Source organism: Oceaniserpentilla sp. 4NH20-0058 (assembly GCF_040371755.1).
Classification (GTDB): domain Bacteria; phylum Pseudomonadota; class Gammaproteobacteria; order Pseudomonadales; family Oceanobacteraceae; genus Bermanella.
This window is the reverse complement of sequence record NZ_BAABWE010000006.1, coordinates 1-24010: the sequence shown is the minus strand read 5'-3', so window position 1 is coordinate 24010 and position 24010 is coordinate 1. Positions and strand designations below refer to the sequence as shown.

Annotated in this window: 19 protein-coding genes; 11 read left to right on the top strand and 8 right to left on the bottom strand. The window is 42.7% G+C overall.

Features of this window, described 5'->3' with window-relative positions; translation table 11 throughout:
* Positions 1 to 12: 12 nt before the first annotated feature.
* Entirely contained in the window at positions 13 to 1488 is a 1476-nt protein-coding gene (locus ABWV45_RS09165; protein WP_353350891.1) for a NarK family nitrate/nitrite MFS transporter, read from the bottom strand.
* A 501-nt stretch (positions 1489 to 1989) separates the two neighbouring features.
* On the opposite strand from ABWV45_RS09165, the gene ABWV45_RS09160 reads away from it, so the two are divergent.
* From ABWV45_RS09160 to ABWV45_RS09125, 8 genes are all read left to right on the top strand, one after another.
* Positions 1990 to 3198 (top strand): alginate export family protein, encoded by a 1209-nt coding sequence (locus ABWV45_RS09160; protein ID WP_353350890.1) that lies wholly within the window; start codon positions 1990 to 1992, stop codon positions 3196 to 3198.
* 95 nt (positions 3199 to 3293) lie between these two features.
* Positions 3294 to 4106: a type IV pili methyl-accepting chemotaxis transducer N-terminal domain-containing protein gene (locus tag ABWV45_RS09155; protein ID WP_353350888.1), complete on the top strand. Its 813-nt coding sequence runs from the start codon at positions 3294 to 3296 to the stop codon at positions 4104 to 4106.
* A 505-nt stretch (positions 4107 to 4611) separates the two neighbouring features.
* The gene (nirB, locus tag ABWV45_RS09150) at positions 4612 to 7158 is read left to right on the top strand and encodes a nitrite reductase large subunit NirB (protein WP_353350886.1); all 2547 of its coding nucleotides are present in this window, start codon (positions 4612 to 4614) and stop codon (positions 7156 to 7158) included.
* A 9-nt stretch (positions 7159 to 7167) separates the two neighbouring features.
* Positions 7168 to 7494: a nitrite reductase small subunit NirD gene (nirD, locus tag ABWV45_RS09145; protein ID WP_353350884.1), complete on the top strand. Its 327-nt coding sequence runs from the start codon at positions 7168 to 7170 to the stop codon at positions 7492 to 7494.
* Positions 7495 to 7782: 288 nt separating this feature from the next.
* Entirely contained in the window at positions 7783 to 9030 is a 1248-nt protein-coding gene (locus ABWV45_RS09140) for an NAD(P)/FAD-dependent oxidoreductase (protein ID WP_353350882.1), read from the top strand.
* Complete coding sequence (locus tag ABWV45_RS09135; RefSeq protein WP_353350880.1) at positions 9030 to 11738, top strand: nitrate reductase; 2709 nt, start codon at positions 9030 to 9032, stop codon at positions 11736 to 11738. The genes ABWV45_RS09140 and ABWV45_RS09135 overlap by 1 nt, the downstream gene beginning before the upstream one ends.
* A gap of 120 nt (positions 11739 to 11858) precedes the next feature.
* On the top strand, positions 11859 to 12395 hold the full coding sequence (ppa, locus tag ABWV45_RS09130) for an inorganic diphosphatase (RefSeq protein ID WP_502914676.1): 537 nt from the start codon (positions 11859 to 11861) through the stop codon (positions 12393 to 12395).
* Between the two features lie 43 nt (positions 12396 to 12438).
* Positions 12439 to 12600: a hypothetical protein gene (locus ABWV45_RS09125; protein ID WP_502914675.1), complete on the top strand. Its 162-nt coding sequence runs from the start codon at positions 12439 to 12441 to the stop codon at positions 12598 to 12600.
* Positions 12601 to 13516: 916 nt separating this feature from the next.
* Here ABWV45_RS09125 and ABWV45_RS09120 read toward each other — a convergent pair.
* From ABWV45_RS09120 to ABWV45_RS09110, 3 genes are all read right to left on the bottom strand, one after another.
* Positions 13517 to 13960 (bottom strand): hypothetical protein, encoded by a 444-nt coding sequence (locus ABWV45_RS09120; protein WP_353350878.1) that lies wholly within the window; start codon positions 13958 to 13960, stop codon positions 13517 to 13519.
* Positions 13961 to 14658: 698 nt separating this feature from the next.
* Positions 14659 to 15174, bottom strand: a complete 516-nt coding sequence (locus ABWV45_RS09115) for a DUF302 domain-containing protein (protein ID WP_353350876.1) — start codon at positions 15172 to 15174, stop codon at positions 14659 to 14661.
* A gap of 35 nt (positions 15175 to 15209) precedes the next feature.
* Positions 15210 to 15692, bottom strand: a complete 483-nt coding sequence (locus ABWV45_RS09110; protein WP_353350874.1) for a GNAT family N-acetyltransferase — start codon at positions 15690 to 15692, stop codon at positions 15210 to 15212.
* 105 nt (positions 15693 to 15797) lie between these two features.
* Between ABWV45_RS09110 and ABWV45_RS09105 the strand changes: the two genes are divergently transcribed.
* Positions 15798 to 16370, top strand: a complete 573-nt coding sequence (locus tag ABWV45_RS09105; RefSeq protein ID WP_353350872.1) for an HD domain-containing protein — start codon at positions 15798 to 15800, stop codon at positions 16368 to 16370.
* A gap of 269 nt (positions 16371 to 16639) precedes the next feature.
* Here the strand turns inward: ABWV45_RS09105 and ABWV45_RS09100 are convergent, their stop codons facing one another.
* Positions 16640 to 17308, bottom strand: a complete 669-nt coding sequence (locus tag ABWV45_RS09100; protein ID WP_353350870.1) for an energy-coupling factor ABC transporter permease — start codon at positions 17306 to 17308, stop codon at positions 16640 to 16642.
* 99 nt (positions 17309 to 17407) lie between these two features.
* On the opposite strand from ABWV45_RS09100, the gene ABWV45_RS09095 reads away from it, so the two are divergent.
* Entirely contained in the window at positions 17408 to 18934 is a 1527-nt protein-coding gene (locus ABWV45_RS09095) for a SulP family inorganic anion transporter (protein ID WP_353350868.1), read from the top strand.
* A 156-nt stretch (positions 18935 to 19090) separates the two neighbouring features.
* A complete protein-coding gene (locus ABWV45_RS09090) occupies positions 19091 to 20602 on the top strand; it encodes a cytochrome-c peroxidase (RefSeq protein WP_353350866.1) in 1512 nt (503 codons plus the stop codon).
* Positions 20603 to 20679: 77 nt separating this feature from the next.
* On the opposite strand, the gene rimI is transcribed toward ABWV45_RS09090, so the two are convergent.
* The 3 genes from rimI to ABWV45_RS09075 are packed head-to-tail and all read right to left on the bottom strand — an operon-like array spanning position 20680 to position 23460.
* The gene (gene rimI / locus ABWV45_RS09085) at positions 20680 to 21129 is read right to left on the bottom strand and encodes a ribosomal protein S18-alanine N-acetyltransferase (protein WP_353350864.1); all 450 of its coding nucleotides are present in this window, start codon (positions 21127 to 21129) and stop codon (positions 20680 to 20682) included.
* A gap of 16 nt (positions 21130 to 21145) precedes the next feature.
* Positions 21146 to 21919 (bottom strand): hypothetical protein, encoded by a 774-nt coding sequence (locus ABWV45_RS09080; protein WP_353350862.1) that lies wholly within the window; start codon positions 21917 to 21919, stop codon positions 21146 to 21148.
* Positions 21920 to 21924: 5 nt separating this feature from the next.
* Entirely contained in the window at positions 21925 to 23460 is a 1536-nt protein-coding gene (locus tag ABWV45_RS09075) for a 2-isopropylmalate synthase (RefSeq protein ID WP_353350860.1), read from the bottom strand.
* Positions 23461 to 24010 lie beyond the last annotated feature (550 nt).

The following is a 24010-nucleotide window of genomic DNA, read 5'->3' as shown; positions in this document are numbered from 1 at the left end:
TTGGCTAAAGTATTAATGGCCTACTTGGATTAACTCAACTGTGCCATCTTCATTTACTTCAGCTACATGCCCTTTTGGCTCTTCAATAAACTGAACAGCAACAAAACACACAGCGGCACAACACGCAATCACAATGAAGAACGTACTGTAATCAACGAACGACAATACCGTTAAAAAGATTACCGCACCAACGTTACCATAAGCACCCGTCATACCGGCTATTTGCCCTGTCATGCTGCGCTTAACTAAAGGCACCATAGCAAATACGGCACCTTCACCGGCTTGCACAAAGAAAGAACAACACATAGTGGCAATAACCGCGAGCGGAATCCACCAAGTACCTTCAATTTGGCTTAACACTAAATAGCCTACGGTTAGACCACAAATTAGAATAGAAAGTGTTTTACGACGACCAAACTTATCACTTAACCAACCACCACCTGGGCGAGCGGCTAAATTCATGAAAGCAAAACCAGAGGCTAATAAACCAGCTGTAACAGCAGAAAGACCTTCAAACGTCTCTAAGAAGTAAAGCGGTAACATAGACACAACCGCCAGTTCAGAACCAAATGTCACAAAATAAGCTAACTGCAGAATCGCCACTTGCTTGAATTTATACTGCTGAATCTCAGGAACAGGTTCTGCTAGGTGCTCTTTATTCGCGTTAAAGATTTGTTTGGTTTGCACAAAAAACAACACCACTAACCCAACATAAATGAAATTCACAGCGAAATCAGATAAAAGACCTAGATTTGTAGGCGACAATTTCCAAGTTAATACCGCTAATGCGATATACATTGGAATATTCATGGCTAAATAGAAATACAGGTCTTTTTTATTGCTTACTTGTAAACCACCAGACTTCTTAGGCTTAAAGTATGTAGAACCTTTTGGTGTATTACGTGCCACTTTAAAGAATACAAAACCATACACAAAAGCAATCAGCGCTGTTGACATTAACGCATAACGCCATCCGTCTTCACCACCAAACATTAAAGCAACGGTCGGTAACAACATAGCAGAAGCCGCTGAACCAAAGTTACCCCAGCCACCATATATGCCTTCAGCAACACCCACCTCTTTAGCTGGGAACCACTCACCAACTAAGCGAATACCAATTACAAAGCCAGCGCCAACAAAACCCATTAAAAAGCGGAATAAAGCAAGTTGCTCATAGGTTTGTGATAACGCAAACGCCGTACACAATATGCCAGTAGCAAACAATAAGCCCGAATAAACATGACGAGGGCCAAACTTATCCACCAACATACCAATCACGATTCGAGCAGGAATGGTTAATGCCACATTTAATATAAGAAGAGCTTTCACCTCTTGCGTGGTTAGATCGAATGCTTCCTTAATGAACCCAATTAAAGGCGCATGGTTGAACCACACAACAAATGTTAAAAAGAAGGCAAACCAACTCACATGTAACATTTTTATTTTAGGCTCTTTCACCTTTAATATATTTAAACCTACGTCCGACATAGTACTGCTCCTAAAATAAACTCATTAATTGATTTAATTCACCCTTAGAGCAGTCTTCATGCCAAAACAGCATTTTCATTAAAAAATGTGCAATTTGACCCCAAAACACCTAAAAAAACCTAAAACACACAATTAAAGTGCACTCATTATTCTGAAAACCTTAAAAACAATCCAAAAAACCCCAGAACCGAGCACCATTTAAAACTTTAATGAACCTACATAGTGCACTCGACGCGCACCAAAAATACATGGGATTTTCAATCTTCGCCCTCTTTTAGCCCCACAGAAATCCGTTTTTTTTGCACCACCATGAAGAGTCCACTCAAAAGGCGAATCATTTTTGAATCACAATTGTGCATGACAACATTTTTTATAAGTTCTTATGAAAAAACGCCAACTTGGCATATGCGTTGCTCTATAGGGATATTGATGCAAAAAATATTTTTAAAAACTCACACACTATTAATTTAAAACTCACATTAATAATACAGGTAACTAAAAATGAAAAAGACTCTACTTGCTTCTAGCATTGCGGCCCTTGCCCTTAGCTCAAGTGTAAGTGTTCACGCAGAAAGCTTTGACGACATCGTAAAAGGCTCATCTGTTGATTTAAACTTCCGCTTCCGTACGGAGTCAGCAGACTTAGATAACGCAAAAGACGCTGCTCTTGCTAATACTCTAAAATCTCGCCTTACTTTTAAATCAGGCGAATACGCTGGCGTATCGGTAGTCATCGAAGGGGATAACGTATTTCACATTACAGATGACTTTGACGACAAAGAAAACGGAAACACTGAATACAACGTAGTTCTAGACCAAGAAACCACACAATTTAACCAAGCATATGCACAATACAATGGTTTTGACTCTACCGTTAAACTGGGTAATCAGCGTATTCTTTTAGATAACCAGCGTCACGTTGGTGGTGTCGGCTTCCGTCAAGATGAAGCAACTTTTGATGCAGTTTCGATCAAAAATACATCTATAGAAAACTTAATAATTTTTGCTGCAATTGCTAATAACCGCAACTTCATCACAAATGCAAACACTGAAGAATCTATAAGTTTATTAAATGCAAAATACAAAGTGAGCGATGATCTAGCCGCTACTGCTTACTATTACGGTATTGATGATGTTTACAATGCTGCTACTGGTGCAACCAACACAGGCGTAGATTTGGATACTTTTGGTATTCGAGCTGTAGGTAAAGCTTCAGGTTTTGGATATGAAGCGGAACTGGCAACACAAAATAAAACCACAGCCGCAGGTGGTGACTTCTCATCTCTGTACTACCATATTGCAGGCTCTAAAAAGATTGCAGATATAAAAGCCACTATAGGTATCGAAACATTCGGTAGCGATGATGGTGCCGCTGCATTTGGTACACCCCTAGGTACTAACCACAAATTCTATGGTTGGTCTGACACTTTCCTAACTGGTGCAGGTAATAACGGCATTCAAAACCTTTACGCTTCTGCTGTAACTAAAGTATCAGGTGTGAAATTAGTTGGGCAATATCATAACTTCACTTCTGTTGAAGGCAGTGACCCATTAGGTAATGAGTTTGGTTTTGTGGCAGCTAAAAAGTTTGGTCAATATGGTGCCAGCTTAAAAGTAGCCCACTATATTGCAAGTGATTTTGCTGAAAACCTTGCAAAGCCAAAAGTTGATACAACCAAAGTATGGCTAACCGCCACAGCTAAATTCTAGAACCTAACGCGGTAACATTGAAATGAGAGTGGCGCCTTGCGCCACTCTTCACTAAAAAGCAGTACCTTTTCCAAATCATTTAAAAGGATATTAGAATGAAAAGCTTCATTTTAATCATCGCATTAATCGCTAGCAGTTTTTCCATTCCAAGCTTTGCTGAAATCAACAGCTTATCTCAAGCTATTAACGAATCTGGTCGACTGCGTATGCTCAGCCAACGTATGGCTAAAGCGTATTTATTGAAAGCCATGGATATCCAACCTGAAAAAGCCCACGCACAATTTATTGCAAGCTTTAATAAGTTTGAAAATAACTTAAAAGATTTAACAGAATTCTCATCAATACATCTTGGCTCTCCAGCCGAAGTTGAAGCAACTCTTAAAGGCATAGAGATTCAGTGGTACCAATACAAATCTGAACTTAATAAAAACTCTAATGAGTTCACCGCTGAAAATATTCTCGTATTAAGTGATAATACATTAGCCGCCTGTGAAGCATTGGTAAAAGAGCTGGAAAAAACCGCAGAGCGAGACAGTGCTCGCTGGGTGAACATTTCTGGTCGTCAACGCATGTTGAGTCAACGCATAGCCAAGCTTTACAGTGCAATTAGCCTTTCTGGTAATGTGGCCCGCTATGATTCCGGCCTAAAACAAGCCATTCACGAATTTGACATTGCATTAGAAGAATTAATTCACAGCCCTGATAACACGCACTTTGTAAACCACAAATTGAGAAAGGTTTCGACTCAGTGGAATTTTTCAAAGCAAGGTTTTAAGATTTTAGATAAAGGCAATAGCACACCCTTAGTTATCTCTATGACAACCGAAAGTATTCTCAAACAAATGAATGATATTACGGCACTGTATGAGGAGATAGATAAAAACAAAAAGCTAAAGTCAGCAAGCTAATCCACTATTAGTACACTAAGTAAATATTCCAAGGGGTAAAAATAGGTAGACGCACCTTACAATGATTTTGAATGGTTATGCATCAATTAACACAAGCATATTATCAATATCATTTTCGTCATTACCTACCCCGAGGAGTTTCTAGCTCAATTAAACGACATTACGGCGCTCTAATAGAATATGGGCACAAGTATAAAATCCAGTTAATTCAATGGGCTTGTGCGCTCATTATTGTAAAAAACTCAGATGCACCTAAATCAACACCCTCACCTAACCCCATGATCTAGGCGCGCCCGTGCGCACCACAAAAAAGCAGACGCAATCACACCACATGCACCACCGCAGAACACAAACATCTAATATCTTCAATCCGGTGCGTGGTATTTGTACCAAATCCAGATAAAACCCTTATAAATCAACAAGATAAGCTATTGGCACGAGCATTGCTAAATAAAAACAAATTACAAAACTTAGCCCGCCACATAAATACGGCTTGGAGAGAGAAATGACTAACAAACAAAACCTCATCGTGATTGGTAACGGCATGGTGGGCCACAAATTTTTAGAAAGTTTAGTTGATTTAGAACAGGCTCAAAATTATGACATCACTGTTCTTTGTGAAGAGCCTCGTCCTGCTTATGACCGAGTGTACTTATCATCTTATTTCTCAGGTAAAGCAGCCGAAGACTTAAGCTTAGTAAGCGAAGGGTTCTTTGAGCAAAACAACATCAACATTAAACTAAATAGCAAAGCCGAACACATTGACCGTCAAGGCAAAACCGTTACTACTGAAAAAGGTGAAATCCTAAGCTACGACAAATTAATCTTAGCAACGGGTTCTTATCCGTTTGTGCCGCCTGTACCCGGCCATGAGCGTGAAAACTGTCTGGTATACAGAACAATCGAAGATTTAGAAGCCATCACAGCCGGCGCTAAAGGCTCTAAAGTGGGTGTGGTTGTAGGTGGTGGTCTTCTCGGCTTAGAAGCAGCAAAAGCACTGAAAGACTTAGGTCTAGAAACTCACGTTGTAGAATTTGCCCCTCGCCTAATGGCTGTACAAGTAGACGAAGCCGGTGGCAACCTGCTAAAAACCAAAATCCAAGAATTAGGTGTGCGTGTGCATACCAACAAAAACACACAAAACATCACCGACGGCGACAGCCACAAACATAAAATGGAATTTGCCGATGGTGAAAGCCTAGAAACCGATTTGATTTTATTCAGCGCCGGTATTCGTCCTCAAGATGCCATTGCTCGTCGCTGTGATATTGAACTTGGTCCTCGTGGTGGTATTCAAATTAATAACCACTGCCAAACCTCTGATGAAAACATCTACGCAATTGGTGAGTGTGCATTATGGGGTGGCATGATCTACGGCCTAGTAGCACCAGGTTACAACATGGCTAAAGTGGCTGCGCAGCACTTATCTCAAAGTGGCGATGCTACTTTTGAAGGTGCTGACATGAGCACCAAACTAAAATTAATGGGTGTAGATGTAGCCTCCATCGGTGATTGCCATGCACGCACTAAAGGGGCTCTTAGCTACGCCTACACAGATGAAGTAAACCAAGTTTATAAAAAAATCGTAGTAAGCGAAGACAAAAAACACCTGTTAGGTGCCGTCATGATTGGCGATGCTGAGGATTACGGCAACCTTCTACAACTAGCACTAAATAAAATTGAATTACCAAAAACGCCAGAAGCTCTGATCCTGCCTTCTCTGGATGGTGCAGAAAAACCAACATTAGGTGTGGATGCCTTACCAGATACAGCGCAAATTTGTTCATGTAACGACGTATCAAAAGGGGCTATTTGTTGCAGCGTACAAGACGGCGCACAAACCATAGGGGATGTAAAAGCCGCCACCGCAGCAGCAACGGCATGTGGTGGTTGTACCGCTCTTGTGACACAGGTTATGAACGCCGAGCTGACTAACCTTGGTGTAGAAGTCAACACAGACATCTGTGAACACTTTGCTTACACCCGTCAGGACCTATACAACATTATTCGCATCGAAGGCATTCAATCGTTTGCGGAACTATTGGAAAAACACGGTAAAGGTCATGGTTGTGAAATTTGTAAGCCACTTGCCGGCTCCATCTTCGCCTCTGTTTATAACGAATACGTTCTAGCCGATAAAAACATTGGTCTACAAGACACCAATGACATCTTCCTAGGTAACATGCAAAAAGATGGTACTTACTCTGTGGTGCCGCGTATGGCTGGTGGTGAAGTTACACCAGAAGGTTTAATCACCATTGGTCAAATTGCAAAAGATTACGGCTTATACACCAAATTAACCGGCGGTCAGCGTGTGGATATGTTTGGTGCTCAGCTTCATCAACTACCGGATATCTGGAAGCGTTTAATCGATGCTGGTTTTGAAACGGGACACGCCTATGGTAAATCATTGCGTACCGTTAAATCGTGCGTGGGCTCAACTTGGTGTCGTTTTGGTGTTGATGACTCCGTTGGCTTGGCCATTGAATTAGAAAACCGCTACAAGGGTTTACGTGCGCCGCATAAAATAAAATTTGCGGTCTCTGGTTGTACCCGTGAATGCGCCGAAGCTCAATCGAAAGACGTGGGTGTGATCGCCACCGAAAAAGGTTGGAACTTATATGTGTGCGGTAACGGTGGTATGAAGCCTCGTCACACAGACCTATTAGCAATAGATTTAGATAAAGAAACCTTGGTGAAATACATCGATCGCTTCTTAATGTTCTATGTGAAAACCGCCGACCGCTTACAACGTACCAGTGTATGGATGGATAACCTTGAAGGCGGCTTAGACTACCTGAAAGAAGTAGTACTTGAAGACAGCCTAGGCATGGCTGAAGAGCTTGAATCACAAATGAATGCGGTTGTAGGTACTTACCAGTGCGAGTGGAAAACCACCATTGAATCACCAGAAAAACTAAAACGCTTTAGCCACTTCATCAATGCAGATAAAACCGATGAGAATCTGCAATATGTGAAAGAACGTGGACAACTTCGCCCTGCTACTGAAGAAGAGCGAATGAAAAAAGAAAACTTAATCGCCATCAGCTAAGGATTGATCATGAGTAATTATATCGACGTATGCGCCCTAAATGACATCAACCTAGATACTGGTGTATGTGCTTTAATCAATGACCAGCAAGTGGCGATTTTTCGCCCTGCTGCCTCAGGCACTGTATTTGCCATCAGCAACTTTGATCCTATCGGTAAAGCCAACGTGCTAAGCCGTGGCTTAATCAGTGATATCAAAGGCCGCTTAACCGTGGCCAGCCCCCTATACAAACAGCACTACTGCCTAGACACAGGCGAGTGCTTAGAAGATGAAACAGTCAGCGTAACTGCCTACCCAACTAAGGTAGAAGGTAATCGCGTACTGGTGGCTGTTTAACAGCCACACCACCGACTTAAACAATGTGGCATTTTACCAAAGCCCTTTGGGTAAACCGTAAAATTAAGCATCGCTTAAGATAGAGACCCTTTGGGCCATCGTACGCCTAAGACGATGGCCCCTTTTTTTATCTGATACTTGGTAGGTTACGTTAACATCTTCACCCTTATTAAATTTGTATTGTGTCTAATAACCTCTGTTTCACAATATATGAAGTAAATAAATAGAACTAAAAGTTACGGTATGAGGTTTGCTATACTCAGCTGTCACACATATTAAAGTGAGCATATGAAAGCCAATTTAGTATTAATCGGCAATGGCATGGCCGGAGCCAAATTGCTTGAAGAGCTGATGAAATCATGCCCTGAGCAATATAACATCACGGTATTTGGCAATGAGCCCTATGGCAACTACAACCGCATCATGTTATCCCCATTACTAGCGGGGGAAAAATCATTAACTGAAATCATGATTTTTGATCGACAGTGGTATCAAGACAATGGCATTACGCTACATGCTGGTGAAGAAAAAGCCGTCGTAGAAATTAATCGCATTCATAAAACCGTTATCGCAAAAGATGGCACACAAGCGCCTTACGACAAACTCATTATCGCCACCGGTTCAAAACCTTTTATATTACCCATCGAAGGCAACCAACTAAACGGCGTCATGAGTTTTCGCGATATCAGTGACGTGGAAAAAATGATTTCAGCCACCAAAACCAAGCGTAAAGCGGTGGTTATTGGTGCAGGCTTATTAGGTTTAGAAGCCGCCATGGGATTAAGCGGACGAGGCATGGATGTAACCGTTGTACACAATAACGCCGTACCATTAAACCGCCAGCTCGATCAAGAAGCAGGCCAGCTGCTTACAGAAGAACTCTCTTCGAGAGGCTTATCCTTTAAAATGAATGCTAATACCAAAGCCATTTTAGGTAATCCGCAAGGTGATGTAACATCCATCGTATTTGAAGATGGCTCCGCACTAGAAACGGATTTAGTTATCATGGCCATAGGTATTCGCCCCAACATACAACTGGCGCAAGAAGCAGGCATATACTGCGAAAAAGGCATTGTTGTATCTGACACATTACAAACTTACGACCCAAGTATTTATGCACTAGGTGAATGTATTCAACACCGCGGCGGCACATTTGGTTTAGTTGCCCCGCTTTATGATCAAGCCAATGTACTGGCCAATCATTTTAGTGAACATGGCGTAGCACAATTTCAAAGCCTGCCCACGGCCACTAAATTAAAAGTAACTGGCATTAACTTATTTTCGGTAGGCAACTTTTTGGGCACCGAAAAGAGTGAATTCCTATATTATCGAGATAAGCAAAAACAAATATACAAAAAGTTAGTCATTGAAAACAACCGAATAATTGGTGCCGTCATGTACGGTGAAACCGCTGAAGGCAGCTTCTATAACGAGCTGTTAGATAACAAAACAGATTTAACTGAAATTCGCCCATACCTAATGTTTGGCCGAGCACTATGTGAAGAACAAGCGAAATTTCAGCAAGGTGAGCACTAATGGAAATGATTACCTCCTCATCAGCTGATGAACAAACCACAGTTTCGACGACTTGCGCTTACTGCGGAGTGGGTTGTGGTATTGAAGCAAAAATCAATCACACCACTCGTCAAGTTGAAATTCAAGGCCTTACAAACCACCCTGCTAATCACGGTCGCTTGTGCTCAAAAGGCAGCGCACTGGGTCACACCGTCGGTTTAAATGAGCGCCTATTAGAACCGCACATTAATAATCAAATCGCTACTTGGGATAACGCCTTAGATACCGTTGCGCAAGGTTTCAAAAAAATCATAGAAGAACACGGCCCAGACTCCGTTGCATTTTATGTGTCAGGTCAGCTACTCACTGAAGACTATTACGCTGCAAACAAATTAATGAAAGGCTACATTGGTAGCGCCAATATCGACACCAACAGCCGCCTATGTATGTCGTCTTCTGTGGTGGGGCACAAACGTGCATTTGGTTTAGATACCGTACCCGGTTGCTATGAAGACTTTGAAAAAGCCGAACTCATTACCTTGGTGGGCAGCAATACCGCTTGGTGCCACCCGGTTTTATTTCAGCGCATCAAAGCCTATAAAGAAGCCAACCCCAATGTAAAAGTAGTGGTGATCGACCCCCGTCGCACGCAAACTTGTGACATTGCTGATTTACATTTACCCATTAACTTAGGTTCAGACGTTTGGTTATTTAACGGTCTGTTAAATCATTTACATCAGCACAATAAAATTAATCACGAATACGTAGAGCAACACTGTGATGGGCTTGAGGCCGCACTTGAGCAAGCCGAAAAAAGCTCAAGTGATATTCAAAATTTAAGTACCATTTTGGGTGTCAGTCCTGACGATCTAACTCAATTTTATAATTGGTTTAGTGACACTGAAAAAAGCGTCAGCTTGTATAGCCAAGGAGTCAATCAATCCACCTCGGGCACAGATAAGGTCAACAGCATATTAAACTGCCACCTTGCCACTGGGCGAATAGGTAAAGAAGGTATGGGACCGTTTTCCATAACTGGTCAACCCAATGCCATGGGTGGCCGAGAAGTAGGCGGTCTTGCCAACACCCTAGCCTGTCACATGGATTTTAATGAAAGCAATATTGATCGCGTACAACGATTTTGGAATGCGCCAAACATGGCCACTAAAAATGGCTATATGGCTGTGGATTTATTCAACGCCATTGAAACGGGCAAAGTAAAAGCAGTTTGGATCATGGCCACCAATCCAGCGGTCAGTTTACCTAATGCAGATCAAGTGAAACGCGCATTAAAAAAATGCGAATTAGTTGTAGTCAGTGACAACATTGCCGATACCGACACCATGCGCTTGGCTCATGTTAAATTACCCGCCGCCCCTTGGAGCGAAAAAGACGGCACCGTCACCAACAGTGAACGCCGCATCAGCCGCCAGCGTGGTTTACTTCCCTTAGCGGGCAATACCAAACCGGATTGGTGGATCATCAGTGAAGTGGCCAAACGCATGGGGTTTGAGCAAGCGTTTAACTACACAACGGGCACCGACATTTTCAAAGAATACGCAGCCCTTTCCGGCTTTGAAAACTCAAGTGAATATAAATTACGTGATTTTGATATTTCTAAATTGCAAAATATCACGCAAGAAGAATACGACAACTTACAGCCATTCCAATGGCCACTGAATAGCGAAAACCCAAATGGTAAGGCCCGCTTCTTTGCTGATGGCGGATTCTTTACGCCTAATCGCAAAGCGAGAATGCTTGCCTTGCACCCTCAACTACCTAAAAACAAAGTCAGCTACGCTTACCCATTACGTTTAAATACAGGGCGTATTCGCGATCAATGGCATACCATGACCCGCACAGGTTTGGCGGCACAATTAAATCAACATATCAGCGAACCCTTTGTTGAAATGCACCCCATGACCGCAGCGCAATTAAAATTAAGCGAACAACAGTTGGTTCAGGTGCAAAGCCAATGGGGACACATGATCGGGCGCTTAGTTATTACAGATGCGGTGAAACCTGAAAATGTGTTTGCGCCTATGCACTGGACAGGTGTGCTATCGAAAACAGGTCGCATTAATGCAACCGTGAACCCAGAAGTGGACCCGTACAGCGGTCAACCCGAAAGCAAACACACCCCCGTAAAAGTCAGCGCCATGCCCACGCAATGGCATGGGTTTATTCTAAGCAAAGCAACCATCCCATGGCCTAATACCGACTATGTAGTGAGCAGCAAGGGGAATCAACACTCCCGCTATGAACTGGCCCATTCAGAATCATTAAATGATCCAACCCTATCTCTACTGAACTGGCTAGGGTTTGAAAACGAACAAGCAGTGATTGAGCAAAACCTAGAACCCATTACTTATTTAGACAGTACGTCCGGCGTATACCGCTTAGCCATACTGAATAAGCAAGGTGGATTAGAAGCCGTTGCCATGATTGGCCCCGACCAAAACCTTCCTCAACGTACATGGTTAGCCCTGCAATTTAGCAAAGACACCTTAAATGACCGAGCTCGACAAGCCCTTTTAAGCGGCTTTGCACCCGCCGGTGAAGACATAGGTCGCATCGTATGTGCGTGCTTTAGTGTAGGTGAAAACACAATTGCTAAGGCTGCAAAAGGAGGGTGTAAAACCCCAGCGGAAATTGGAACTCAATTAAAAGCTGGGACAAATTGCGGGAGTTGTGTACCTGAGATTAAGGATATTATAGCCAAAGCATAAAGCCCATCTGTGCCATACTCTCATATTATTGAGGGTATGGACATTGCCCTAGCCCTCCCCTACCTGACCCTGTATAATCCGCCCACCTTTTTTATCCACAGATTAAACATAGGATTCATCATGAATTTCGATCAAATCCCAGTTGGCAAAGACGCTCCAGACGATATCTACGTAGCTATTGAGATTCCAGCGAACTCTAGCCCTATCAAATACGAAATTGATAAAGACATGGGCGGCGCATTAATGGTTGACCGTTTCATGGCCACCCCTATGTTCTACCCTGCTAACTACGGTTTTGTGAACCAAACCCTAGCGGATGATGGCGATGCCCTAGACGTACTTGTAATCACCCCTTACCCAGTACAAGCGGGTTCTGTAATTCGTTGTCGCCCTGTAGGCGTTTTAAACATGACAGACGAAGCCGGTGAAGACGCTAAACTACTAGCGGTTCCGCACACTAAAATCAGCAAAGCTTATGAAGACATCCAAGACATCAACGATGTTCCTAAGTTGTTACGTGACCAAATTGCACACTTTTTCGAGAACTACAAAGACCTAGAAGAAGGCAAATGGGTAAAAGTTGAAGGCTGGGGCGGTGCAGACGAAGCTAAAAAAGCCATCGTAGACAGCATGGCTGCATACGAAGCGGCTAAATAATTAGCATCTAATCTGAAAAGCCCGCTCACATGCGGGCTTTTTTGTGCCTTTTAAAAAGCGACCAAATTGCAACTCTCCACCTTTTTTGGAAAACGACAAAGACCTAGAAGAAGGCAAATGGGTGAAAGTTGAAGGCTGGGGCAGTGCAGACGAAGCTAAAAAAGCCATCGTAGACAGCATGGCTGCATACGAAGCGGCTAAATAATGACTGCTTAGTGCTAAACGGAAGACGAGAGACGCTCTAAAGTTATCTTGACTCTGACGTTAAAAGCCTCAATAGAAATATTGAGGCTTTTTTGTTTCTAGCTTGAACGCTTAAAGCCAAACGGAAGACGCTCTAAAGTTATCTTGACCCTAGCGCTTATTAATCAAGCACATATGGTTTTTTGAAAGTTTGATAAAAGCTCTATTCAAAACTCTATTCAGACACTCATGATAAGGAATTCGCATGGTTTCAGATTTTTTATAGTGAAGTCAGGCCTAACAACACCAACTAAGACAATTTCATTATCCTGAGTGCCTTAGTCGATTTATTATTATGAAAAAATGAGCGAAGCGAATGCATAATCAAAAGTCCCGCAGTATAGGTCTGGTACATCGTCTGGTTAGAAGCTAATAACCTCTAATTAGTCGGACTACAAACACCAGATTCTCTCGTTTTCTGTTACCGAACAAGCCCCAACAAACTAGAAACCACACCAACGGAAATATCGTTCTTGCGAATATATATAGGCTTTCATCTGTGGCGGAAATCTTCCTCAAAAACAGAAGGTAGATCGGCATATAAACATATAGACTTACAAAAGACCCAACATAAAATCTCCATACATAATCGCGCACGCGATAATCATGTATTACCTCCCCTTTTCGCATTTTCACGGCACCACTTATGTAATACAAATATGGAACTGCTATAAGAGTAGCAATCACATTGTATATATGCTCAAAAATACTTTGTGGTAGATCCGGGCTAATAAGGTAGATAATCTCCGTAACAGTCACGATGATAATTACGGCCGTTATCATATTTCCACGTTGTTCTTTCATACCACCTCTCTTGTAACGCTCATGCTAAGCGGCGCAGTTTACTGCGTCCATAGCTTGAGCGCCTTGTTATGCTCTTATCGAAGTAAGCGCTGTATTGATTTTTGACAATTCTCGCTAGTGTAATATACAGCGACCTCAAAATTTCTAATTTCTTCTTTATAACCGCTAATTTCTGTACGAGCAATGAAATCAACTGCTTTATAGGCTAACGGTATCCAGAAGTTAGCGACTTCACCTTCAGTTATTTCCATACCAGATAACTCAAGCACTCCGACTACTAATGGAGTTTCTATAACCACTTTATCCATATGCCCGTGATTCCCTCCTGCTTTAGTTCCGGCGGAGGTGTATTTAATGGATAATGGAATCGCTTGCTCATTCTGCTTAGTAGTACATTCAGCTTGAGCAAAGGTGCTAATAAAGCCAATCATGGCAACGGGAATTAATTTATTCATAGTGCATAACAGTTTATTCAACGTCCCGAGACGTATTTTATAGTGACGTATTTGCCGGGACATTACGCCACCCATTCCTTTCTAATCCAGCAATCATGGGGATAAAGCATGGTGCCGTCAATTCCATGTGCTTTTTTTACGTCGCTCTTGATCATTTGTACACTCGCAACCCATTCATTTTCTTACCATTTTTTATAACTTATGTGGGGCTTTCTTCCTATTTAATTAATCGTCAAAATATTCCAAACGTATTCCATTTGAACATTAGGCGATAATGCACTTGTAATGGGCAACGTCTCTGGGTTCCCGTCTTATCGTACCTCGGCTCTAAATCATTTTGGCCTAACTATTGCTATGACCTGATATAAATCAATAAATAGCGATCCCCCTCTCCTGTGCTCAGGTTTGGGCATATTTTTCGGTAAAAAAGAATAAAACCTGTTTAATTGGTTTAACCTATTTAAACAGTCAGGGTGATGTTTTAAAGACGGCTCAGTACGCAGGCACCGTTACAACAGTAGACGCCGAAGAAGGCCAACAGGAATGGTGAGGATGGCACCCTAGAACCGCGAACCCAAGTGTAAACTAACACTGGGCGCTTAATTTAAATTTACCTGCTTCAATGTAAGCAGATGGTTTATGCCCGTTTAATGTATTTAAACCAATGGTCGCTGATTTAGGCAGCTTAGGAAGTAACTCTTTTTTTAAACCTTGAGTTATACAGCTGCCATAAAAGAAACTTAAAACTATAATTGTTATTGTCAAAATCCATTAAGCTGAATAATCAAATCATCCACCGCCGCCGCTTTTGCTAAACCCGCCAGCGCTTTTTTAATATTAGCAAAATCCATTTCACACCCTTTTACTTTATGGCGTTTTTGTAAGTACTCAGGGTCATTATAACTGAGCCAAACCTTACCGTTTTTATCCTGCCAAATTAATGCTTTTTGCGGTAAATCTAATGCCATGGTTTGAGCACATTGCATAAGCGGAGATCCCACTTTAGGGTTACCAAAAATAACCAGTTCCGTTGGATTTAATTTAACACCTACGCTTGCAGCCCCTTGCCCATGATTCACGCGATTAAATACTTTCATGCCTTTCTTTTTCAATAATGTCTCTAGGCGGTCAGCCGTTTGTTTGACACTAAACTGGCTGGCCACATGTATCATTCCATCTGCAATTTTTTTACTGTCTGCCATTCCATGGGATGACACTTCATTCATAGCGCAAGCATTCAAACTAATCGCCATTAGAATTGATAAAACAATTTTCATAACACATCCTTTTATAATCATATTGATTTTTATATTTACAGATTTTTTTGCCAAAAGAGAGCACTGCCTTTTTCAGGATCTAATGCATAATCACTAAAACCGTGTTTTTCATAAACGGCTTTTGCCACATGATTACCTGACAAAACCTCTAAGGTGAGCTTACAGCAGCCTTTTTCTCGGGCTAATTCTTCCACTTTAGCCAATAAACGTTGGCCGACCCCTTGTCCTCGGTAATGTTTATCGACCACTAAATCATGAATATTTACCAAGGGTTTACATGAGAATGTTGAAAAGCCCTCCATGCAATTCACTAGGCCTACGGCCTTATTATCTATATAAGCAATCAGACTGAAGGCATCTTCTCGCTTTGATAGAGCACTAGCTAGGTTCTGCGTCACAAAATCGCTCAAAGGCTGAGCGCCTCCCATGGGATCTAATGCGTATTGATTCATTAAATCCACCAGCTCACTGGCATGTTTAGGATTATGGTAATCCAGTAATTCAACTTCTACTGCCATTGGGCATCGTCCTTAATGTTCAACTTAATTAAAGTTAGCCCTATGCTAATCGCAATCGCTAATTATTTCAGGTAGATTAAAACAAAATAATAAAAAGAGTCCATTATGAGCCATAAACCTACGTTTACCCGTTTAGATGAAACCACCAAAGCCGACTGGGAAGTATTAGCCTCAGAGCACATGCATATGGCGCAAAACCTACCTGAGCGGATGATAGATCATTTAAAACTATTAGACGGCGACTTTGGCGGATTCCCCATTGATCGCTTTCAGCATTCATTACAAACTGCAACTCGCGCTCTGCGCGATGGCCGCGACGAAGAGTACATAGTGTGCGCGTTATTGCATGATATTGGCGATACCCTAGGCAGCTTTAATCACGCTGATATTGCCGCAGCTATTTTACAGCCCTTTGTGAGCGAAGAAAATCATTGGATGATCAAGCACCATGCTATTTTCCAAGGTCACTTCTTTTTTGAACATATTGGCCTTGATAAAAACATGCGTGACCAATTTAAAGGCCACCCTTGTTTCGAGCGTACCGCCGAATTTTGTGCTTATTATGATAACCCTGCGTTCGACCCAGACTACGACACGCTGCCGTTAAGTGAATTTGAACCCATGCTGCGCCGCGTATTTGCTCAACCTAAAACCAGTATTTATAAGTCAGACAAGTAAAATATCACATGACATACGATGAAGGTTGAGCCCAGCGAATAACAGAGTATTTTTGGATCGTGCCGATATTGACCTGAAAAAAATGTTCGGTGGACTGTGTTTTATGAGAGGAACCGTTGGTTAACCTAGATAAAGTTCTGGCCTCTAGGGAAATTCAAGTTCAAGGCATTGCCGTAGACGAGGATTTACACTCTTGGATTCAAATCTGTGAAGCCTTTTTACAAACCGTTCACCTAAGCAGCCTAAAGTAAAAAAGAAAGCTAAAAAAATTAATCATCACTGAAGTATTTTTCCACATTAAATGAGCTTAACAAGTAGGGAAACGTGCCCATAACACCCGCTACCACCATGCCGTTAATAAACGCTTCGGGAAATAACATTAACGGCAAATATTGAAAATACTCCTCGTAAACCGCATCCCAAGAATACACCTCCAGCAACCCAAGCATTAAAGAGGTCGTGCAAGCCACAGCCAATATGGAAACCGCACCATTAAAAAAGCCACATAAAAAGATATACACAAATGGATTCGCAGGCAGTTTATTTTGCACTAACGTCAAAACCCAATAGGACGTCAATACAGGCAAGGCCACCGAAACCATAAAGTTCACCGCAAACCCATCAAACGCTTCAAGCCCTAAAATGCTCACCCCAAGTAAACCCAAGGCCCCAGCTATCAGCGCCAATGGCCAGCCCATTACTAAGGTTGCGGCGGTTAACCCCATAAAGTGAATACCTAGGCCACTACTAAGCCCTGCCCTTATGGACCACAAAACTGCCAGCGCCACACAGGCACTGTAAAAAACATGCTGTAATATGGATTCGTGTTTCAATGCCGTCCAGTTCACTCGACATAACGCCCATAATAAAATCCCAATACATGGCAGATACATTAGGTACACAAACCAAAGGGGAATTAAACCCGATTCAATACTCACTATAATTCCTGTGTTTCGCGGCTTTGCTGGTTATTTTAAGGCATTTTAGGTACTCTACGCGCACTTTTTACAGCTGAACATTTTTTAATCGGAGATCAGATGTTTAATCTCATCAAAAAAACCACGGACAACCCTAAGAACGATATTCTTTCGGGTTTAACCGTGGCACTTGCCCTAGTGCCTGAAGCCGTGGCGTTTGCCTTTGTAGCAGGTGTAAATCCTCTAGTTGGTTTATATGCCGCCTTTATGGTGGGCTTGATTACCTCTATTTTTGGTGGTCGCCCAGGCATGATCAGTGGCGCAACTGGCGCTATGGCGGTTGTAATGGTGGCATTGGTGGCTGATCACGGTGTTCAATATTTATTTGCAGCGGTGGTACTCACCGGCTTGATCCAGATGTCAGCAGGTATCCTAAAATTAGGTAAGTTTATACGCCTTGTACCTCAGCCTGTCATGCTGGGCTTTGTAAATGGCTTAGCCATTGTGATTTTCTTAAGCCAGCTTGAGCAGTTCAAATTTGTTGACGATGCAGGTATGAAAGCATGGTTGGAAGGCAATGCGTTAATCATCATGCTTGGCCTTGTGGCCTTAACTATGGCCATTATTCACTTCTTACCTAAACTAACCAATGCTATCCCTTCTGCGTTAGCGGCCATTGTAGTGGTGAGTTTCGGAGCTATTTGGTTAGGTTTAGACACCCGCACCGTGGGCGATGTGGCCAATATCGCTGGCGGCCTACCACAGTTTAGTATTCCAGAAGTCCCATTTACCCTTGAAACCTTATGGATCATTTTACCGTACAGCTTAATCTTAGCTGGTGTTGGACTAATAGAGTCACTACTAACACTGACCCTAATCGACGAATTAACCCAAACCCGTGGACGCAGTAATAAAGAATGCATCGCCCAAGGTGCTTCTAACACTGTAAACGGTTTCTTTGGTGGCATGGGTGGTTGTGCCATGATTGGTCAGTCTATGATTAACATTAACTCCGGTGGCCGTGGTCGCTTGTCTGGTATTACTGCCGCTGTTGCCTTGCTTATGTTTATCCTGTTTGCCTCTGACATTATTGCGCAGATTCCATTAGCGGCACTGGTAGGTGTGATGATGATGGTAGTGCTAGGCACCTTCGAGTGGTCGAGCTTGCGTATCCTTAAGAAAATCCCTAAAACAGATGCCTTTGTTTTGATTCTGGTTTCTGGTGTAACGGTGGCCACTGACTTAGCCATGGCGGTGATTATTGGTGTGATTGTCTCTGCATTGGTATTTGCATGGGAACACGCACAACATATTCGTGCTGACATCAAAGAAGAAAACGGGGTGAAAACTTACGAGCTGCACGGCCCACTATTCTTTGGCTCTACTTCGTTTTTCCTTGAGTTATTTGATCCTAAAAACGATCCTGATCAAGTAATCATTGAATTCAAACACTCCCGAGTAGCAGACCATTCTGGTTTAGAGGTCATCGACACCCTAGCTGAACGCTATAACCAAGAAGGCAAAACCCTTAGTCTTAAACACTTAAGTCCTGAATGCCGCAAGCTACTTACCAAGGCTGGTAATATGGTTGAAGTAGATGTGATTGAAGACCCTAAATACCACGTCGCTACAGACAAACTTGCATGATAAGTTAAGTGTCATAGTTACTCCCTGCCATGTATTTTACATGGCAGTTTCCCTCTGTTTTGCACAAACCCATACTTAAGTACCACTTTATCTGGAATTTCTAAACACTTTCATTCTATACGGGTTTATAATCTCGCCTCCTCGGGGGAGAGATACATGAATAACAAAATAATCAGCCTACCTTTGGCTTTAGTCTCAATTATGGGACTTTCCGCATGTGATGATACTAAGCTTGATAAAGAGCTATCTAACATCATCGAAGATCAAAATCTCAACGATCATCCACAACGTGATTTACCCAGTATTAATGATGATATTGCTCAATTAGGTAAAAAGTTATTTTTTACCAAAGCGCTTGGCGGTGACTTTGATAGCGCCTGTGTGACCTGTCACCATCCTGTACTTGGTGGTGGTGATGATCTATCTCTTTCTGTGGGTGTCTCTTCAAATGATGAAGACCTATTAGGTTTAGGCCGTATTCACATGGATGGCGCAACAGAATCCTTACCTAGCGTACCACGTAATGCTCCTACCGTTTTCAACCTAGGTTTGTGGGACAACAGTTTATTTCATGACTCTCGCGTTGAATCTTTAAACGTAGTTGAAGGTACCAATGGTGCCAGTGGCGATATTCGCTCGCCAGACTCTACTTTTAGTACTGCAGACAATAACGCTGGACGTAACCTAGCGGCAGCACAAGCTCGCTTTCCTGTTACCTCTGCTGATGAAATGCGAGGCTTTACCTTTGAAGCTGGCAACTCAAATCAAGACGTCCGTGACCACCTCGCCGCCCGTATCGGTAACTATGGCGAAGGCATTGCTGATGGAATTGGCGCCAATACTTGGTTAACTGAATTCCAAACCGCATTTGGTGGAGCAACTGCCGCAGAAGATTTAATTACTTATGATCGCATTGCCCACGCCCTTGCAGAGTATGAGCGTTCAATGGTGTTTACTGATCACCCTTGGCAGCGTTACATGGATGGTGATGAAGATGCCATCAGTGAAACAGCCAAAAAAGGTGCGAAGCTTTTCTTCACAACTCCTGAAAATGGCGGTGCAGGCTGTGTTGCTTGTCACACAGGTCAACTATTTACCGACGAAAAACATCATACTGTGGCATATCCGCAAATTGGTATCGGTAAAGGTGACGGCACCGATGGCAGTGATGACTTTGGCCGCTTCCGTGAAACAGGTGATGCTGACGACAAATATGCGTTCCGTACGGCTTCACTACTTAACATTAAAGTAACTGGCCCATACAGTCACAGTGGTAGTATGCCCACCCTTGAAAGTGTGGTTCGTCATTATGTAAATCAAACTAAATCAACCAATGATTTTGTCGCCAACCAAAATGGTATGGGGGTATGTAACTTACCTCAGTTTGAAGACATGACAAACTGTGCAACTTTGTACCCTAACGCTGAAGATAATAGCCGTGCGGCTCTTGCTAAACTTAAAGCAGAGCAAACCGCAGGTGATAGTCTAGTACCAGAAAACTTAGCGTTGAGTGACAGTGAAGTGGATCAATTAGTGGCCTTCTTAGAAGCCCTGACTGATCCATGTGTTGAAGACCGCGAATGTCTCGCCCCTTGGATTCCAACGGCATCACAGAGCGTGGATAATCATCAACTAAACCCAGAAGATGCTGAAGGTAATGCGCTTTAATTAGCCAACACCCTAGCAATAAAAAAGCCTGTGCGTATTTTACGGACAGGCTTTTTTTACATATGTGTGTAATTTATTTAATCTTTAAACAACGGCAAAGCCATTAAAATCGCATCTTCATTACCTGCTTTAGTGGCATAATAATTTTTACGACGGCCAATTTCATTAAAGCCTGCTTGTTCATATATATGAATGGCTGGTGCGTTCGTTACCCGTACTTCTAAATACATATCTTGGTTGTCTTTTTCACTGGCATGATCAATCAGATGATCCAACAAGGCTTTTGCATAACCTTTGCCGTGAGCTAACGGGTCAATACAAAGATTCAGCAACTCAGCCTCGCCCACCACATAAGATAAGATGGCATAACCTATGATAATGTCTTTTTCTAATGCCACCACACAATATTTTTTTGATTTGATATTTTGTTCAAATAGATTTTTCGACCATGGAAAATCATAACCTTGCATTTCAATGGCATGTATAAACGGAATATCGGCCAGCGTCATTTCGCGAAACGTGAGCATAATAAATCTCGAACAATTATTCTGGCAGTTGGAATGACAACAGTTGTTGCCACAGCACTTGCTTGGCTTGGGCGTTAGATAACAACTCATTGAGTGTTACATCTAGCTTCACATGAGGTAAATCGGCAGGGTAAAAATCACAGTCATTAAACACAAACACCTGTTTTTGCTCACACGCCTGTTGTAAACGCTCTATGTGAGATAATAAATATTTATTGGCAACATCAGCACCTTGATCCACATTTGGGCTATCAATCATAGGCCAAGAGAACACATTCACATGACGCGGTTTGCGTTTTTTACCTTGAATAAACTGGGCTAAATTGTGCACCAGCTTATGTTGTTGCGGCGTAACATTTACATCACCACTAATAAACCATACACCTGAACTGTAACACCAAAACTGAACATGAAACTCAAGCCGATTAACCTGAGTTGTCTCTGGCTGCGCCGCTTTTGGAAACGCTGGCGCAGGTATCGACGATGTTAACGCCGAATTCAAATTGGGCGCCGCCATTGGCGCTGGAGGTACAGACTGAGTAGGTGCCGGAACTTGGGTAACAGAAGGCGCTTGTTCATAAGCTTGCGCAGGCTCAGCCCTTTGTTCATTATACTGGGCCGGCGGCACGTCTTCATAATGAACAGGCGCAACAAATTCAGCTTCCGAATGGGCTACTGTGTTTGTCAGCTCTGGCTCAATGGCGCTTTGCTGCACAGGTAAATCTTTTGGCACCCAGACATCAATACCTAGGTGCTCAAGATAAGTTAACTGGGCAGCACTATATAACATTAGCGCTACACACCAGAAGTTTGAGGGTGGGCTTTATCGTTATTGTTCTCTAACAGGTTAAGTGCGTTGATATATGCTTTGGCTGATGCCACTAGAATATCAGTATCGCTGCCCAAACCATTTACAATACGACCGCCTTTTTCTAAGCGAACCGTCACTTCCCCTTGGCTATCAGTACCTTGGGTAATGGCGTTTACCGAATACAACTGAACATTCGCACCAGAATTAGCATTGCTTTCAATGGCTTTAAATACTGCATCCACAGGGCCGCTACCATCACTCTCAACTGTTTCTTCTTTACCATCAACAGCCAGTGTTAATTTAGCTTTTGGTGTTTCGCCGGTTTGGCTTAGTGCTTCTAGAGTCACCAATTGGTATTTTTCATCCATTGAGCGAGTGGCACTGACCAGCGCTTGTAAATCTTCATCAAAGATTTCGTGTTTTTTATCGGCCAACTCTTTAAAGCGCGCAAACGCTAAATTTAATTCTTGATCCGATTCAAAATTCACACCTAACTCTTCTAAACGTGAACGGAACGCAGCGCGGCCAGAGTGTTTGCCCATGACCATTTTATTTGCGCCCCAACCAACGTCTTCAGCACGCATAATTTCATAGGTTTCGCGGTGCTTTAACACACCGTCTTGGTGAATACCCGATTCGTGGGCAAACGCATTGGCACCCACAATGGCTTTATTTGGCTGTACAGGGAAGCCGGTAATAGTAGAAACCATACGGGAAGTAGGCACGATGATCTCTGTATTAATATTAGAGGTCACCTCAAATAAATCACTGCGCGTACGTACTCCCATAACAATTTCTTCAAGGGCCGCATTACCTGCCCGCTCACCTAAACCGTTTATGGTACATTCCACTTGGCGTGCACCATTGGCAACTGCCGCCAATGAGTTAGCAACCGCTAAACCTAAATCGTTATGACAATGCACAGAGAAAATAGCTTTGTCGGCATTAGGAATGCGATTTAACAAGGTTTTGATTTTATAACCGAACTCTTCCGGAATGGCATAACCCACTGTGTCAGGAATATTGATCGTACGTGCACCCGCATCAATAGCCGCTTCGATAATACGACATAGGAAGTCCATTTCTGAACGACCAGCGTCTTCACACGAGAACTCCACATCATCCACGTAACTACGGGCACGTTTTACCGCATATACGGCCCGTTCAACCACTTGGTCTGGTGACATGCGTAGTTTGTGCTCCATATGAATGGGGCTGGTAGCAATGAAAGTATGTATGCGTTTACGCTCAGCCGCTTTTAGCGCTTCTGCTGCGCGGTCAATGTCACCATCAACGGCACGGGCTAACGAACAAATAGTGCTATTTTTAACCGCTGCTGCCACTGCGGCAATGGATTCAAAGTCCCCAGGGCTAGCCGCTGCAAAACCTGCTTCGATCACATCCACACGCATTTTTTCCAACGCTTTACCAATGCGTACCTTTTCGTCACGGGTCATAGAAGCGCCCGGACTTTGTTCGCCGTCACGCATGGTGGTATCAAAAATGATTAGCTGACTCATGGTCACTCCTAATGTACACATTCTGATCAATAATTAAGCCTAATACACTGTTCAGAAGGGTTTGGAATCAATAAAAAATAATGAGGCAACTATAGCGCTAACGAGGGCAGATTTCCATGAGGGAAGCCCCAAAATAAGGGCTGCTGGCAAGGTTACAACGCAGTACAAAGCCATCGCTGCAGCGGGGATTTAGACGTGTGATGAAACTTTGCGTATAGGTAATAACTATTAATACTGAAAAAGCCAAGGAAACAACAGGTCAGTCTTGAAGTCACGCCTTCTTATCATTGGGTTTCACGCTGTGTGCATCGTGCATTTTTGTGTTGCACCAATGATTCTACACAACACAGCTATGAGCACCCCGTGCTTGGCTAGAGAACAGCATACACTCACCCTTGCCTTCGATATTGCGGCTTAAGCCACAAACTATTAAGACAGCCATTTCAGTTCGTTTAAATCTTCGCCTATCCGACGAATACAAAATCGGGAAAGTTAGTGCCTTCACTTACCCTACTTATTTGTGAGATACGTTTTTGCTTAATTGTATATT